Source organism: Litchfieldia stipae (genome assembly GCF_014837155.1).
Lineage (GTDB): Bacteria > Bacillota > Bacilli > Bacillales > Bacillaceae_L > Litchfieldia.
The window spans coordinates 80,949-96,987 of record NZ_JACYHA010000005.1 but is presented as its reverse complement, the minus strand read 5'-3'; the positions used below and the strand labels follow the sequence as shown (position 1 = coordinate 96,987).

Here is a 16,039-nt window from a genome sequence, read left to right as displayed (position 1 = left end):
GGTTTCTCTACATGCAACAACGGGTATTAAATGTATTGGAATTTAATAAAGTGAAAGAACAGCTTAGTAAGCATGTTGCATCCTCACTAGGAAGAGAAAGAGTGGAACAGCTCTTGCCTTCTACAGATTATGAAGAGGTACTCCTCTTACAAGAGCAAACGGATGAGGCAGTGAAAGTCCTTCGACTAAAAGGGAATGTACCCCTAGGAGGCTTAACGGATATTCGTGCAGGTGTAAAAAGATCAATGATAGGTAGTATACTTGGAACACATGAGCTATTAGATATCGCTTCAACGATTTATTCTGGAAGGCAAATGAAGAAGTTTATTGAAACAATGGTTGAAGATGGGATTGAAATTCCCATTTTAGATGAATTTGCAAGCTTCATTGCTCCATTATTTGAAGTAGAGCAGAAAATTAAGTTTTGTATAGATGATAATGGTGATGTCTTAGATGGAGCGAGTGAAAAGCTACGTTCTATTCGTCAAAGTTTACGTACAAGTGAATCAAGAATTCGTGAAAAACTCGAAAATATGATACGTTCTTCATCAGCTCAAAAGACGTTATCAGATGCGATCATCACGATTCGAAACGATCGATATGTTCTTCCTGTTAAACAGGAGTATCGCAGTACTTATGGTGGAATTGTTCATGATCAATCTTCATCAGGAGCTACGTTATTTATCGAGCCTCAATCAGTGGTTGATTTGAATAATCAATTATCAGAGGCAAAGGTTCGAGAAAAGCAGGAAATTGAACGAATTCTCCAAGAATTATCTGTCTATGTCGCAGAATTTGGACAAGAATTATTAGAAAATGTACGAGTACTTGCTGATTTAGATTTTATGTTTACTAAAGCAGGTTATAGTCAAAAAATAAAAGCATCAAAGCCAAGAATGAATGATCAAGGGTATATAAGACTTGATAAAGCAAGGCATCCTCTCATTGATCCAACAGAAGTGGTTCCAAACAGTATTGAAATTGGCAAGGATTATCGCTCAATTGTCATTACGGGCCCGAATACTGGAGGTAAAACAGTTACGCTTAAAACCGTAGGGCTTTTCACTCTGATGGCACAATCTGGGCTGCAAATTCCTGCTCTAGATGGGTCTGAAATGGCGGTCTTCAAGTATGTATATGCTGATATTGGTGATGAACAATCAATTGAGCAAAGCTTAAGTACGTTTTCATCTCATATGGTTAACATCGTTGATATCATTAATTCAGTGGATCATGAGAGCTTAGTGTTATTTGATGAGCTTGGTGCTGGAACAGACCCTCAAGAGGGAGCAGCACTTGCAATTTCTATTTTGGATGAAGTGTATAATCGAGGTGCGATTGTCATTGCAACCACACATTATCCAGAATTAAAGGCATACGGATATAATCGTGAAGGTGTCATAAATGCAAGCGTAGAATTTAATGTGGAGACACTAAGTCCAACTTATCGATTACTAATCGGTGTTCCAGGAAGAAGTAATGCTTTTGAAATTTCCAAAAGGCTAGGCTTAAAGAATGAAGTGATTGAACAAGCTCGTAATCATGTAAGTACAGAAAGTAATACAGTGGAAAACATGATTGCTTCATTGGAACAAACACGAAAACAAGCAGAAGAGGAATTAGAAGAAGCTGACCGTATTCGAAGGGATTCTGAACAGCTTCATCAAGAACTTCAAGCTCAGATTATAGAATTCAATCAAGAACGTGACAAGCTTTATGAAAAGGCTGAGAAAAAAGCAGCTGAAACAATCGAAAAAGCAGCTGTAGAAGCAGAAGAAATTATCAAAGATTTGAGAAGGATGCAGCTTAGTCAGCGTGCTGGAGTAAAAGAGCATGAGTTGATTGATGCGAGAAAACGACTTGAAAAAGCCATTCCAACTTTACAAAAATCAAAGCAGAATCAACCTGTGACTAAACAGGTTAAGAAAGAGTTACTCCCTGGTGATGAGGTGAAGGTGATAAGCTTTAACCAAAAAGGTCATCTTATTGAAAAGGTAGGAAGTAACGAATGGCAGGTTCAAATGGGTATCATGAAGATGAAGGTCAAAGAAAAAGACATTGAGTATGTAAGTAGACCAAAGCCAGTTGAAACAAAACCACTTGCTACAATCAAGGGAAGAGATTATCATGTTGGGCTTGAGCTTGATTTACGTGGTGAACGTTTTGAAGATGCACTGGTACGAGTGGAGAAATACATTGATGATGCATTATTAGCAGGCTATCCTAGAGTTTCTATTATTCATGGAAAAGGTACTGGTGCACTAAGACAAGGTGTTCAAGAATATTTGAAAAAACACCGTTCAATTAAATCAGCTCGTTTCGGTGAAGCGGGTGAAGGCGGAACTGGAGTTACGGTTGTTGAATTGAAATAAGTGGGGGATATCCTTATGACTGGTTTTTGGGAAAATGAATTTATACAAACTGCTGCCTATTTTAGTGTTGTTGTCCTATGTATTATTGTATCTTTAGCTATATTTGAACTTGTAACTAAGTATCGTAATTGGGATGAAATTAAAAATGGGAATATGGCTGTAGCAATGGCAACAGGTGGAAAGATATTTGGCATGGCAAATATCTTTCACTATTCCATCAGCAATCATGACACATTATTAGAAATGATGGCTTGGGGGATGTTTGGATTTCTTTTACTGCTAACAGCCTATTTCATTTTTGAATTTCTAACACCAAAATTTAAAATTGATGAAGAAATCGAAAAAGACAATCGTGCAGTAGGTTTGATTTCTATGATTATTTCAATCGGCCTCTCATTTGTCATTGGTGGTGGGATTGGATAAATGGAAACATTGGCAAAAGTATTAATTGGTTGTTGTGCGGGATTTATTATTATCGGTATTATTTATTTAGTATTTTTTACGTAACTAAGTAATAGTCTGGCTGTAACTCATTCAGTCAGGCTATTTTTATATTTATAGCCTGTACTAATTTAGGAAACCATGTAATTATTAATTGTCACAAAATTTTCAATGTTATATAATGGGAATAATGAAAGCGCTTTTAAAGTGTGTTTTATGAGCGTATCAGTCTGTAGGTTTAGATATTAGGGAAAAGGGAGGAAGCCTAATGGAATTAGTGAAGCCCTGGTTAAATCAGTATCCAAATGAAATTCCCCATTCACTTAATTATGAGAAAAAACCTCTATCACAGTTTTTGAAAGATGCAGCCACTGAGTTTCCACACAAGAAGGCCATACATTTTCTTGGCAAAGAGCTAACATTCAAAGAAGTGTATCTAGAATCTTGTAAGCTTGCAAACTATTTACAGCAGATTGGTATTGAAAAAGGTGACCGTGTAGCGATTATGCTCCCCAATTGTCCTCAAGCAGTAATTAGTTATTATGGAGTGCTGATGGCTGGTGGTATTGTTGTGCAAACAAACCCTTTGTACATGGAAAGAGAGCTTGAATATCAATTGAATGACAGCGATTCCAAGGTGATTATTACACTAGATTTGCTTTTCCCTCGAGTCTCGAGAGTGAAACCGAACGTGAGTAGCTTACAACATATTATTGTGACTGGAATCAAGGATTATTTACCGTTTCCGAAAAACATGATTTATCCTTTTATTCAGAAGAAACAGCATGGAGTTGTTGTTAAGGTTGAACATGCTGAAAACACACACTTATTCAAAAGGATTCTCGAAGAAGCAAGGGAAGATGAAATAACAATGAATATTGATGCTGTGGAGGATCTAGCTCTACTTCAATATACAGGTGGAACTACCGGATTTCCTAAGGGTGTCATGTTAACGCACTTAAATCTTGTCTCGAATACAATCATGTGTGCGAAATGGATGTATCGAGCAAAAAGAGGGGAAGAATCAGTTCTTGGGATCTTACCATTCTTTCATGTATATGGCATGACTACAGTGATGAACTTATCTGTCTTACAAGGATTTAAAATGATTCTTCTCCCTAAGTTTGAAGTTGAAGATACATTAAAAACTATTTCCAAACAAAGGCCAACACTGTTTCCAGGTGCGCCTACCATTTATATTGGATTGTTAAACCACCCGGATATTCAAAATTATGACTTGTCTTCAATTGAATGCTGTATTAGTGGCTCTGCACCATTACCTGTGGAGGTTCAAGATAAATTTGAACGTGTAACAGGTGGAAAGCTTGTTGAGGGCTATGGATTAACAGAAGCCTCTCCAGTTACCCATTCTAACTCATTATGGGGAGAACGTATCATTGGAAGTATTGGTCTACCATGGCCAGATACAGAAGCAGTGATATTATCTCTAGAGACTGGTGAGCCGGTTGATAACCCTGGGGAAATTGGCGAAATCGCAGTGAAAGGCCCGCAAGTGATGAAGGGCTATTGGAACAGACCTGATGAAACCGCTGCAGTTATGCGAAATGATTGGTTATTAACTGGGGATCTGGGTTATATGGATGAAAATGGCTATTTCTTTGTGGTTGATCGTAAAAAGGACATGATCATTGCAGGTGGTTTTAATATTTATCCTCGTGAAATTGAAGAAGTACTTTATGAGCATGAAAGTGTGCAGGAAGTCGTTGTAGCTGGTGTGCCAGATGCGTACAGAGGTGAAACAGTTAAAGCCTATATTGTTCTGAAGGAAGGGGCAACATGTACGGAAGAGGATCTGGAAAAATTCTCCAGAAAGCATCTTGCTGCCTACAAGGTACCTAGATTATATGAATTTAGAAAAGAACTACCAAAAACAGCAGTAGGTAAAATATTACGCAGAGCGCTAATTGATGAGGAGAAGGAAAAACAAAAAAAAGATGCTTAATTAGTTGATTAATATGAATAGTTAGGATTATCATAATGAATGGAGTATAGAATAGAACAATGGAAATGAAACCGATAAAGAAGGGTTAGCACATTAAAACTTTAGATGTCCTATGTGCTAACCGTATATATTGGGAACTCTACCTTGACAGCAGCTATGAAACTCTTTATTATTAAAATATGAATGATTATTCATTCATTTTAATGAAGGGAAGTACAGCATTATGAATCGAACGAAACCAAAGTACAAACAAATTATTGATGCTGCTGTTATTGTCATCGCAGAGAATGGCTATCATCAGTCACAAGTATCAAAAATTGCAAAACAAGCAGGAGTAGCAGACGGAACAATCTATCTTTATTTTAAAAACAAAGAAGATATTTTAGTTTCCTTGTTCCAAGAAAAGTTAGGAGCTTTTATTGAAACTATACAGGAGGAAATCAATATCAGATCCTCTGCTGCGGACAAATTATTAACATTGATTGAAAATCATTTCTCACAATTAGCAGCAGATTTTCATTTAGCAGTCGTTACACAGCTTGAACTCCGTCAATCTAACAAGGAATTAAGGCTTCGGATTAATGAAGTACTTAAGGAATACTTAATGATTGTTGATTCCATCATTAAATCTGGGATTGAATCAGGGGAATTTTCTCAGGATCTAGATGTCCGTCTTGCTAGACAAATGATTTTCGGTACAATCGATGAAACAGTTACCACATGGGTCATGAACGAGCAAAAATATGATTTAGTTAGCTTATCAAAAAAAGTTCATCACCTTTTAATTAGTGGATGTGGAGTGGCTCAGCCTGTTAATTAGGTCCTGAGCTCACACCTCAGGCCGTTATAGATATCGTCTCAAGCTAAGGGGGAATAAAGAATGAAGCATTGGCAAATGAAGGTGCAGGATCATGTTGCGTTAATTAGTATTAACCGTCCTCCGGCGAATGCCTTGTCCTCAGAAGTTTTGAAAGGGCTTTCGGACTTGTTGGATGAGGTGGAGAAGGATGTAAATATACGAGTGATTGTGCTTCATGGAGAAGGACGATTCTTCTCTGCAGGAGCAGATATCAAAGAATTCCTCTCATTAAAAGGAGAGAGTGATTACTCAAGCTTAGCGAAATTTGGACAGCAGCTGTTTGAACGGATTGAGCAATTCTCCAAACCAATTATAGCAAGTATCCACGGTGCTGCATTAGGTGGTGGATTAGAGCTAGCTCTCGCTTGTCATATGCGAATTGTAAGTGAGGATGCGAAGCTTGGTTTACCAGAATTACAGTTAGGAATCATACCAGGATTTGCTGGGACAGCACGTCTTCCTCGATATGTAGGGGCAGCAAAGGCAGCTGAAATGTTCTGGACAAGTGATCCTATCACAGGTCTAGAAGCTGTTCGTTTTGGATTAGCGAATCATGCCTTTAGTGAAGAAGCAGTGTTAGAAGAGACATTAAAGATTGCTAGAAAAATAGCCTTAAAAAGCCCAACAACAATCGCGGCAACAATTGAACTATTAAATCTTGCAAAAAAGGAAGATTTCCAGGGAGTTGTTGATAGAGAAGCAGAATTGTTCGCTCAAGTATTTGCCACAGAAGATTCAACAGAGGGAATCCAAGCATTTATTGAAAAAAGGAAGCCTGTTTTTAAAGGGAAATAAATTGATAGGCTTTCTCGTCATCATTCTTTTAATCTAGTTCTTTGGAGGGAAAAGTATGAATATCTTCGTTTTATTAAAAAGAACCTTTGATACAGAGGAAAAAATCACCATCTCAGCGGGGAGAATTTCAGAAGATGGAGCTGAATTCATAATCAATCCTTATGATGAATATGCAGTTGAAGAAGCTATTCAAGTTCGAGATAAGCTTGGTGGAGAAGTAACTGTTATTACTGTAGGAACTGAAGACTCAGATAAAGAATTAAGAACAGCATTAGCGATGGGGGCTGATAAAGCGGTCCTGATTAATACTGAGGATGACTTAGAGAATGGGGATCAATTTACTACAGCTCAGATAATCTCTGAATACTTAAAAGACAAGGATGTTGATTTAATATTAGCAGGAAATGTAGCCATAGATGGTGGATCTGGCCAGGTTGGACCTCGAGTGGCTGAAAATTTGGAGATACCATATGTGACTACCATCACAAAGCTAGATATAGAGGATGATACTGTGACAGTTGTGAGAGATGTAGAAGGAGACACTGAGACAATTGAAACAACTCTCCCCTTACTTGTGACCTGTCAGCAAGGATTAAATGAGCCTCGATACCCATCCTTACCAGGAATTATGAAAGCGAAGAAGAAACCATTAGAAGAATTAGAATTAGATGATCTTGATCTAGATGAAGAGGACGTTTTGGCAAAAACAAAAACAATCGAAATCTATCTTCCCCCTAAAAAGGAAGCTGGGAAAGTATTAGAGGGTGAAATAGCGGATCAAGTGGTTGAGCTTGTGTCCTTACTACATCGTGAAGCAAAAGTGATTTAAATAAGCTTGTCTATCAACGATTTGGAGGGGAAAAAGATATGTCAAGAAAGGTGCTCGTACTTGCAGAGGTTCGTGATAATTCGTTACGAAATGTCTCTTTTGAAACGATTGCAGCAGGGAAAACAGTAGCAGAAGGAGGAGAAGTTGTAGCTGTTTTACTTGGTCTAGGAGTTAAGGGATTATCAGATCAATTGTTTCACTATGGGGCAGATCGAGTAAAAGTGGTTGAACACGATAAATTGAAAGCATATACTCCTGATGGATATTCACAAGCACTATTAACAGTTATAAATGAGGAAAAACCTGATGGCATTATCATCGGTCATACAGCACTTGGGAAAGACTTGGCGCCTAAACTTGCAGCTAAGCTCCAGGCTGGTTTAATTTCAGATGTGACAGAAATCGATGAAGCTGGTGGAAATATTGTATTCACTCGACCAATTTATTCAGGCAAGGCCTTTGAGAAGAAAATTATTACTGAGGGAATCATTTTTGCAACGATTCGTCCTAATAATATTTCTCCACTCGATCCAGATGATTCACTTACAGGTGAAGTATCAGTAGTAGATATTGATATTAAAGACTTACGAACGATTGTAAAAGAAGTGGTCAGAAAAGCAGCTGTTGGTGTCGATCTATCAGAAGCAAAGGTAGTCATTGCTGGCGGACGTGGTGTGAAAAGTTCGGAAGGATTTGAACCACTTAAGGAGTTAGCGAATGTTTTAGGTGGGGCAATTGGTGCATCACGTGGTGCATGTGATGCTGATTATTGTGATTACTCATTGCAGATTGGCCAAACTGGTAAAGTCGTCACACCTGACCTCTATATCGCTTGTGGAATTTCAGGTGCTATTCAGCACTTAGCTGGCATGTCTAATTCCAAAGTAATTGTAGCGATCAATAAAGATCCAGAAGCAAATATCTTTAAAGTGGCAGACTACGGAATCGTTGGTGACTTATTTGAGGTTGTTCCGTTACTTACTGAAGAATTTAAGAAATTAAAAGTTCATTCATAGTATGACTTAAAAAGGCGGGCTCAAAAAGCTCGCTTTCTTTTTTGGCAAAGCTGTTTTCTCAAAGTTTGTTGTTGTATTGAGATGAATTATTGAGAATGAGATTTCTAGCAGACTGAATACACTCAAGACTCCCGTGGGATATGTGTGTCCCCACAGGACGTGGAGTGTATTCAGGCTGCGGTATTAAAAGCAACAATATATACGAAAACAGCCTAGTAAAAAACAATCACATCTTACATTTACAATACATATGAGTATAAAAAATGGGGAAAGATTACCTTTGAGTCAAATAATTAGCATCTAAAAAACAATGGTGATATACTTTGGTTATAATTTCAAAGTAGTTAATAGGAGGAATAAATAAAATGGCTATTTCAAATGTAACAGATCAAACTTTTAATACAGAAACAAGTGAAGGGGTAGTACTAGCAGACTTTTGGGCACCATGGTGTGGACCTTGTAAGATGATTGCTCCAGTTCTTGAAGAATTAGATTCAGAAATGGGTGACAAAGTAAAAATCGTTAAGCTAGATGTTGATGAAAACCAAGAAACAGCTGGCAAATACGGTGTTATGAGTATCCCAACTCTCCTTGTTTTCAAAAACGGTGAAGTTGTTGATAAAGTTGTTGGTTTCCAACCAAAAGACGCTCTTGCTGAAGTATTAACTAAACATATTTAAGGAATACTCCAGAAACAGTCTAGACGAACTAGGCTGTTTTTTTTGTGCTGTTTTTTTGCAACTTTTAACAGCGCAGTTTCTCTAGAAACATGATACAATCAAGGATAGTCATTTGATGATGTAAGGAGTTGTTACTATGCATGATCACCTCAAAGAAAAGCTAGCCATTTTACCAGCACAGCCAGGCTGTTATTTAATGAAGGATCGTCAAGGGACGATAATTTATGTTGGGAAAGCAAAAATATTGAAAAATCGTGTGAGGTCCTATTTTACTGGATCACATGATGGTAAAACCTTAAGATTAGTCAATGAGATTGTTGACTTTGAATATATTGTCACATCATCAGATATTGAAGCTCTTATACTAGAGATTAATCTGATCAAAAAGCATGACCCAAAATATAATGTGATGCTAAAAGATGATAAAAGCTATCCATTTATAAAGGTAACTGCTGAAAAACAACCGCGTTTAATCATTACTCGTAATGTGAAGAAGGATAAAGGAAAATACTTTGGACCGTATCCGAACGTACAAGCTGCAAATGAAACAAAACGATTATTAGATCGAATTTATCCACTGAGAAAATGTTCAACATTACCTGATAAGGTATGCTTGTATTATCATATAGGTCAATGCTTGGCCCCATGTATTCAGCCAGTTGAAGATGAAACAAATAAAGAAATTGTAGATAATATTATTAAGTTTTTAAATGGTGGATACAAAGAAATCAAAGTTGAGCTTACTGAGAAGATGATGAAGGCTTCAGAAGAATTAGACTTTGAGCGTGCAAAAGAATATCGAGATCAGATTGCTCATATTGAAACAACGATGGAAAAACAGAAGATGACAATGAATGATTTTATTGACCGTGATGTGTTTGGATACTCCTTTGATAAAGGATGGATGTGTGTACAGGTCTTTTTCATTCGTCAAGGGAAATTGATTGAACGAGATGTCTCACTTTTTCCGATTTACAATGAACCTGAAGAGGATTTTTTAACATTTTTAGGTCAGTTTTATACGAAAACAAATCATTTTAAACCAAAAGAGGTGCTACTGCCATCTTCAATTGAGAAGGAATTAGCAGAGCAGCTGTTGAAGGTTAATGTCTCTCAGCCTAGCAGAGGGAAAAAGAAGGAATTAATCGAACTAGCCACAAAGAATGCGAAGATTTCATTAAAAGAGAAATTTTCTTTAATCGAACGCGATGAAGAGAGAACGATTAAAGCTACCGAAAATCTAGGAATACAGCTAGGAATTCCAACTCCACATCGAATTGAAGCGTTTGATAACTCCAATATTCAAGGGACAGATCCTGTCTCTGCAATGGTTGTATTCGTAGATGGAAAACCAAGTAAAAATGATTATCGTAAATATAAAATTAAGACAGTTGTAGGACCAGACGATTATGACTCCATGCGTGAAGTTGTAAGGAGACGTTATAGTAGAGCGCTAAAAGAACAACTTCCACTGCCAGATTTAATTATTATTGATGGAGGGAAAGGTCACTTGGCTGCCGTTAAGGAAGTACTTGAGGATGAACTAGGCTTAGAAATCCCAGTAGCTGGATTGGTAAAGGATGAAAAGCATCGAACTTCAGAATTATTAATTGGTGATCCGCTAACAATAGCAAGCTTGTCTCGAAATAGTCAGGAATTCTATCTTTTACAACGGATTCAAGATGAGGTTCACCGCTTTGCGATAACATTCCATCGCCAACTTCGAAGTAAATCAGTCATTCAGTCAGTGCTTGATGACATTCCTGGGGTAGGAGATAAGCGGAAGAAATCATTGTTGAAGCATTTTGGCTCAGTTAAAAAGTTAAGAGAAGCAAGTATTGAGGAAATTCAGGAAGCAAAGATTCCACGTAAAACCGCAGAATTGATCTATGAAAAATTAAGACAGTAAGGATTATGTTCTTGCACATTCAGATTTTGTCCTGTATAATTTGAGACAACTTAATACACTTCATTATTTGAAGTGAAGATAGAGGTGCAAGCTTCAAGAGTAAGTAATTAGAGGAGAATGAGCTCCAATGATAGTTGCTGAAAGGGGAGATTGCCGAAGTAAAGAAAGACTCACTACTTTCTTTGCTGGTTCTGTGTTTAAGAAATGCAGAATTGTCAAGATGTTAGATCTTGGAGAGCTATCTCACGGTGTGAATCGGATATGTATGTTTTCGTTAATCACAGCAATGAGATAATTCTCATTGCTTTTTTTAATGCCATTTTACAGTGAGTAGTCATCAAAGGAATACATCAAATAGAATGAAAAGGGTGGATTAAAGTGGGGATTATTGTACAAAAGTTTGGTGGAACATCGGTTGGTTCAGTTGAGCGTATTCTACATGTCGCAAACCGAGTGATTCAAGAACGAGAGGCTGGAAATCAAGTCGTTGTTGTTGTTTCAGCGATGGGAAAAACAACGGATGAATTAGTCCGACTAGCTGGAGAAATTAGTAGTAACCCGAGCAAGCGTGAAATGGATATGCTATTAACTACTGGTGAGCAAGTAACGATTTCTTTATTAGCAATGGCGATTAAAGAAAAGGGTTATGATGTTCTTTCATATACTGGCTGGCAGGCTGGAATACAAACAGAGGCTGTACATAGCAATGCCAGAATTACAAATATTGAAACATCTAAGCTTAAAAAAAGTCTTGAGCAAGGTAACATTGTCGTTGTAGCAGGCTTTCAGGGGGCAACTGTTGATGGGGAGATTACAACACTTGGTCGAGGTGGATCAGATACAACAGCAGTAGCCATTGCAGCTGCTTTGAATGCAGATAAATGTGATATTTATACGGATGTCACTGGGGTATTTACAACTGATCCTCGTTATTTAAAGACAGCGAGAAAATTACACTCTGTTTCATATGATGAAATGCTTGAATTAGCAAATCTGGGTGCGGGTGTCCTTCATCCAAGAGCTGTAGAATTTGCAAAGAACTATTCAATGCCACTTGAAGTTCGCTCAAGTATGGAGAATGAACATGGAACAATAATTGAGGAGGAAGTATCAATGGAGAAGAATTTAGTAGTAAGAGGTATTGCATTTGAGGATCAAGTGACAAGAGTAACAGTATGTGGACTACCAAACGCTCTTCACACACTGTCAACTATTTTTACAACATTAGCTAATAATGGACTTAATGTTGATATTATTATTCAAAGCACAACAGATCAAGATACAACAAATATTTCATTTTCAGTGAAGACAGCAGACTTAAGTGATACTGTACGTGTATTAGAAGAAAATCAAGAGACATTAGGATTTGCGAAAATTGAAACAGAAGATGGCCTTGCAAAGGTTTCAATCGTTGGATCTGGTATGATTTCAAATCCAGGTGTTGCAGCTGAGATGTTCAAGGTGCTTGCTGATCATGAAATTCATGTGAAGATGGTAAGTACTTCTGAAATCAAAGTTTCAACAGTTGTAGAGCAAGAACTGATGGTTAAAGCAGTGGAAGTATTACATGATGCCTTTCAATTGTCAGTCGTTGAAAGCAATCAACTAACAGTATAAAAAATAGGCTGTTTTCTCAAAGATTGTTGTTTTTTGAGGTGAATTAGTTGAGAATAGATTTCTAGCAGACTGAATACACGGGGGACTCCCGTGGGACTAGTTGGCTCCCACAGGACGCGGAGTGTATTTTAGGCTGCGGTATCAAAAGCAACAATATATACGAAAACAGCCAAAAAGCAAAACGGATGTCTCGCATATAGAGTAATCTGCCTCTCATATCGTTTGGAGAAGCGGGTTAAACTATAGCTGAGCCATCCTTTTATTTTAAGTCAGTTTTTCTGATTTAACTGTGAATATAACTTTTAATGCTCTTTTTTTGAGCTGTTCATAGCTTTCTGTTAATTGATTCGTTTGTTGTTGAATCTGTTGGGCTAGAAATCCTGCTTCAAGTTGAAATGAATGTTCAGCATTTTTCTTTATGCGTGCAGCAATAAGTTCACCCGTTAAATGACATTCCATTTCATTTTTTTTCATTCGATCAACAGTCAGTGTTCCCCAACCTGCTGTTTCAAAGAAGGAAATGATCTCTTCTATTGATTGTAAAGGATACTTTCTTGCCAGGTTTTTACCTGCCCAGTACAGTAGTTGTGGTGCATTTTTACCTAATAAATCTGAGAGTACATCTTCTCGTATAAGTTCATAGCCAAAAGCAGATACAGTTTGGCTTTCTAATTCAGATCTCGATTCTTCAAATAAACCTTGTTTCATGGCAATCCCCTCTTTCCATTTATATTATATAACAACAATGACCACGTAACACATGAATTTCTTACTATATTTTTCAAGAAAAATCCCAGGTAGTCTTCATATATTTAGTTGAGTTGTTTAAAAATTTGAACATTAATGAACAATTTGTGTACACGTTTTCTTGACGCTCAAAACTTATGAGGGTAAAATGAACTTGTTAAGTTATACTGATAAAAGAAAAAATTGTGAATATATTTATAATGTCTAATACATAAATTGAGTTTTAGTAACATTTAGACGACCATAATGATTTGCAAGGGTTTTCATTTTATCAGACTAAGGATATAAATAGAGTAATGGGAAGAATTTTGCACTGGTTATTATTAAGGGGGGTAAACAATGGCAGGTAATCGAGAGTTTTTTTATCGCAGACTTCATTCGTTATTAGGTGTAATTCCAGTAGGGATTTTCCTAATTCAGCACTTAGTTGTTAACCATTTTGCAACTAAGAGTCCAGAAGCGTTTAATGCTGCTGCTCATTTTATGGAAAGTCTTCCATTTAGGTATTTACTTGAAACATTTATTATTTTTATACCAATTTTATTTCACGCAATTTATGGACTTTATATTGCTTTTACAGCGAAAAACAATGTAAGCAAATATAGTTATTTCCGTAACTGGATGTTCATCCTTCAGCGTATTACTGGTGTAATTACACTGATCTTCGTTGTGTGGCATGTGTGGGAAACAAGAATAGCGGCAGCACGTGGTGCAGAGGTTAACTATGACATGATGGCTAATATTTTAGCTTCACCTGTTATGTTAGTATTCTATTTAGTGGGTGTTATTTCAACTATTTTCCACTTTGCTAATGGATTATGGTCATTTGCAGTTAGCTGGGGTATCACAGTTTCACCGAGATCACAACAGATTTCAACATATGTAACACTAGGAATCTTTGTTGCTTTAACTATCGTAGGGGTACGTGCAATTTTTGCATTTGTTGTTTAAATTCTAGTAAACTTATATGTTTAATTTGATAATTTAGTAATTTGCTATGGTGGGAGACCACTAGGTGAGAGTTTCACTTTATAGGGGAGTGACTAGTATGAGTAAAGGAAGAATAATCGTTGTCGGCGGTGGACTTGCCGGCTTAATGGCAACAATAAAAGCAGCAGAAGCTGGTGTACAAGTTGATTTATTTTCACTTGTTCCAGTAAAAAGATCTCACTCCGTATGTGCTCAAGGTGGGATTAATGGTGCAGTTAACACAAAGGGTGAAGGTGACTCTCCGTGGGAGCACTTTGACGATACTGTATATGGTGGAGATTTCCTTGCTAACCAGCCACCAGTAAAAGCAATGTGTGATGCAGCACCTGGAATTATTCATTTATTAGATCGTATGGGTGTTATGTTTAATCGTACACCAGAGGGATTGCTTGATTTCCGCCGTTTTGGTGGAACTCAACATCACAGAACAGCATTTGCTGGTGCAACAACAGGTCAACAATTATTATATGCTTTAGACGAACAGGTTCGTCGCTTTGAAGTAGCAGGCCTTGTAACTAAGTATGAAGGTTGGGAATTCCTTGGTGCAGTAGTTGATGATGAAGGTGTGTGTCGCGGGATTACAGGACAAGATCTTTCTTCAATGGAAATTAAGACCTTCCCTGCTGATGCTGTTATTATGGCTACAGGAGGACCTGGAATTATCTTTGGTAAATCAACAAACTCTGTTATTAACACAGGTTCAGCAGCATCTATTGTTTATCAACAAGGTGCCTATTATGCAAATGGTGAATTCATTCAAATTCATCCAACAGCGATTCCAGGAGATGACAAGCTCCGCTTGATGAGTGAATCTGCTCGTGGTGAAGGTGGACGTGTTTGGACTTATAAAGATGGTAAACCATGGTATTTCTTAGAGGAAAAGTATCCTGCATATGGAAACCTTGTTCCTCGTGACATTGCTACTCGTGAAATCTTTGATGTCTGTGTTGAGCAAAAGTTAGGTATTAATGGTGAAAACATGGTTTATTTAGACCTTTCTCACAAAGATCCAAAGGAATTAGATATTAAACTTGGTGGAATTATCGAAATCTATGAGAAATTCATGGGTGATGATCCACGTAAAGTTCCAATGAAAATATTCCCAGCAGTTCACTATTCAATGGGTGGATTATGGGTTGATTATGATCAAATGACGAATATACCTGGCCTATTTGCAGCAGGTGAGTGTGATTACTCACAGCATGGTGCAAACAGACTTGGTGCGAATTCACTACTATCGGCTATCTATGGTGGAATGGTAGCTGGTCCGAATGCGGTTAAATACATTAATGGCCTTGCTAAGGGTACAGATTCTATTTCTTCATCTGTATTTGATCGTCATGTGAAGCAAGAAGAGGATAAGTGGAATACAATGTTGTCTTTAGATGGAACAGAGAATGCCTATGTTCTGCATAAAGAGCTTGGAGAATGGATGACTGATAACGTAACAGTTGTTCGTTACAATGACAAATTAAAGCAAACAGATCAAAAGATTGAAGAATTGATTGAACGCTTTAACAAAATTAATATTAATGATACAGCGAAGTGGAGTAACCAAGGCGCTGTATTTACAAGACAATTGAAGAACATGCTTCATTTATCAAGAGTTGTAACAATTGGTGCGTTAAATCGTGATGAGAGTCGTGGTGCTCATTATAAACCAGATTTCCCAGAACGTAATGATGAAGACTTCTTAAAAACAACTATGGCTAAGTTCACTGGTGAAACGACTGCACCGGCATTCCATTACGAAGAGGTTGACACATCACTTATCAAGCCACGTAAACGTGACTACTCTAAGAAGAAAGGGGAAAATTAAAC

Annotated in this window: 13 protein-coding genes and 1 riboswitch; of the genes, 12 read left to right on the top strand and 1 reads right to left on the bottom strand. The window is 37.4% G+C overall.

Features of this window, described 5'->3' with window-relative positions; all coding sequences use genetic code 11:
* The first annotated feature begins 11 nt into the window (after window positions 1-11).
* The 10 genes from F7888_RS07965 to F7888_RS07915 all read left to right on the top strand — a co-directional run bounded on the left by F7888_RS07965 (window position 12) and on the right by F7888_RS07915 (window position 12,481).
* On the top strand, window positions 12-2,372 hold the full coding sequence (locus F7888_RS07965; RefSeq protein ID WP_191778647.1) for an endonuclease MutS2: 2,361 nt from the start codon (window positions 12-14) through the stop codon (window positions 2,370-2,372).
* A gap of 15 nt (window positions 2,373-2,387) precedes the next feature.
* Complete coding sequence (locus F7888_RS07960; RefSeq protein ID WP_191778646.1) at window positions 2,388-2,795, top strand: DUF350 domain-containing protein; 408 nt, start codon at window positions 2,388-2,390, stop codon at window positions 2,793-2,795.
* Between the two features lie 286 nt (window positions 2,796-3,081).
* A complete protein-coding gene (locus tag F7888_RS07955) occupies window positions 3,082-4,776 on the top strand; it encodes a long-chain-fatty-acid--CoA ligase (RefSeq protein ID WP_191778645.1) in 1,695 nt (564 codons plus the stop codon).
* Between the two features lie 223 nt (window positions 4,777-4,999).
* Entirely contained in the window at window positions 5,000-5,596 is a 597-nt protein-coding gene (locus F7888_RS07950; RefSeq protein WP_191778644.1) for a TetR/AcrR family transcriptional regulator, read from the top strand.
* A gap of 60 nt (window positions 5,597-5,656) precedes the next feature.
* Window positions 5,657-6,430 (top strand): enoyl-CoA hydratase, encoded by a 774-nt coding sequence (locus F7888_RS07945; RefSeq protein ID WP_191778643.1) that lies wholly within the window; start codon window positions 5,657-5,659, stop codon window positions 6,428-6,430.
* A 55-nt stretch (window positions 6,431-6,485) separates the two neighbouring features.
* The gene (locus tag F7888_RS07940; protein ID WP_191778642.1) at window positions 6,486-7,259 is read left to right on the top strand and encodes an electron transfer flavoprotein subunit beta/FixA family protein; all 774 of its coding nucleotides are present in this window, start codon (window positions 6,486-6,488) and stop codon (window positions 7,257-7,259) included.
* A gap of 38 nt (window positions 7,260-7,297) precedes the next feature.
* Window positions 7,298-8,275: an electron transfer flavoprotein subunit alpha/FixB family protein gene (locus tag F7888_RS07935; RefSeq protein WP_191778641.1), complete on the top strand. Its 978-nt coding sequence runs from the start codon at window positions 7,298-7,300 to the stop codon at window positions 8,273-8,275.
* 365 nt (window positions 8,276-8,640) lie between these two features.
* A complete protein-coding gene (gene trxA / locus F7888_RS07930; RefSeq protein WP_191778640.1) occupies window positions 8,641-8,955 on the top strand; it encodes a thioredoxin in 315 nt (104 codons plus the stop codon).
* A 136-nt stretch (window positions 8,956-9,091) separates the two neighbouring features.
* A complete protein-coding gene (gene uvrC / locus F7888_RS07925) occupies window positions 9,092-10,864 on the top strand; it encodes an excinuclease ABC subunit UvrC (protein WP_191778639.1) in 1,773 nt (590 codons plus the stop codon).
* A gap of 71 nt (window positions 10,865-10,935) precedes the next feature.
* A riboswitch (Lysine riboswitch) is annotated at window positions 10,936-11,113 on the top strand.
* Between the two features lie 129 nt (window positions 11,114-11,242).
* On the top strand, window positions 11,243-12,481 hold the full coding sequence (locus F7888_RS07915; RefSeq protein WP_191778637.1) for an aspartate kinase: 1,239 nt from the start codon (window positions 11,243-11,245) through the stop codon (window positions 12,479-12,481).
* Between the two features lie 264 nt (window positions 12,482-12,745).
* Here F7888_RS07915 and F7888_RS07910 read toward each other — a convergent pair whose 3' ends face one another.
* Window positions 12,746-13,189: a YslB family protein gene (locus F7888_RS07910; protein WP_191778636.1), complete on the bottom strand. Its 444-nt coding sequence runs from the start codon at window positions 13,187-13,189 to the stop codon at window positions 12,746-12,748.
* Window positions 13,190-13,567: 378 nt separating this feature from the next.
* Between F7888_RS07910 and F7888_RS07905 the strand changes: the two genes are divergently transcribed.
* Both F7888_RS07905 and sdhA read left to right on the top strand, forming a co-directional pair.
* Window positions 13,568-14,179: a succinate dehydrogenase cytochrome b558 subunit gene (locus F7888_RS07905; RefSeq protein WP_191778635.1), complete on the top strand. Its 612-nt coding sequence runs from the start codon at window positions 13,568-13,570 to the stop codon at window positions 14,177-14,179.
* Window positions 14,180-14,276: 97 nt separating this feature from the next.
* Window positions 14,277-16,037 (top strand): succinate dehydrogenase flavoprotein subunit, encoded by a 1,761-nt coding sequence (sdhA, locus tag F7888_RS07900; protein ID WP_191778634.1) that lies wholly within the window; start codon window positions 14,277-14,279, stop codon window positions 16,035-16,037.
* Window positions 16,038-16,039 lie beyond the last annotated feature (2 nt).

What these genes read in the sequence shown, in the direction of transcription:
- uvrC (WP_191778639.1), top strand. Translation starts at nt 9,092, where the DNA reads ATGCATGATCACCTCAAAGAAAAGCTAGCCATTTTACCAGCACAGCCA.
- F7888_RS07905 (WP_191778635.1), top strand. Translation starts at nt 13,568, where the DNA reads ATGGCAGGTAATCGAGAGTTTTTTTATCGCAGACTTCATTCGTTATTA.
- F7888_RS07965 (WP_191778647.1), top strand. Translation starts at nt 12, where the DNA reads ATGCAACAACGGGTATTAAATGTATTGGAATTTAATAAAGTGAAAGAA.
- sdhA (WP_191778634.1), top strand. Translation starts at nt 14,277, where the DNA reads ATGAGTAAAGGAAGAATAATCGTTGTCGGCGGTGGACTTGCCGGCTTA.
- trxA (WP_191778640.1), top strand. Translation starts at nt 8,641, where the DNA reads ATGGCTATTTCAAATGTAACAGATCAAACTTTTAATACAGAAACAAGT.
- F7888_RS07955 (WP_191778645.1), top strand. Translation starts at nt 3,082, where the DNA reads ATGGAATTAGTGAAGCCCTGGTTAAATCAGTATCCAAATGAAATTCCC.
- F7888_RS07950 (WP_191778644.1), top strand. Translation starts at nt 5,000, where the DNA reads ATGAATCGAACGAAACCAAAGTACAAACAAATTATTGATGCTGCTGTT.
- F7888_RS07910 (WP_191778636.1), bottom strand. Translation starts at nt 13,189, where the DNA reads ATGAAACAAGGTTTATTTGAAGAATCGAGATCTGAATTAGAAAGCCAA.
- F7888_RS07945 (WP_191778643.1), top strand. Translation starts at nt 5,657, where the DNA reads ATGAAGCATTGGCAAATGAAGGTGCAGGATCATGTTGCGTTAATTAGT.
- F7888_RS07935 (WP_191778641.1), top strand. Translation starts at nt 7,298, where the DNA reads ATGTCAAGAAAGGTGCTCGTACTTGCAGAGGTTCGTGATAATTCGTTA.
- F7888_RS07960 (WP_191778646.1), top strand. Translation starts at nt 2,388, where the DNA reads ATGACTGGTTTTTGGGAAAATGAATTTATACAAACTGCTGCCTATTTT.
- F7888_RS07940 (WP_191778642.1), top strand. Translation starts at nt 6,486, where the DNA reads ATGAATATCTTCGTTTTATTAAAAAGAACCTTTGATACAGAGGAAAAA.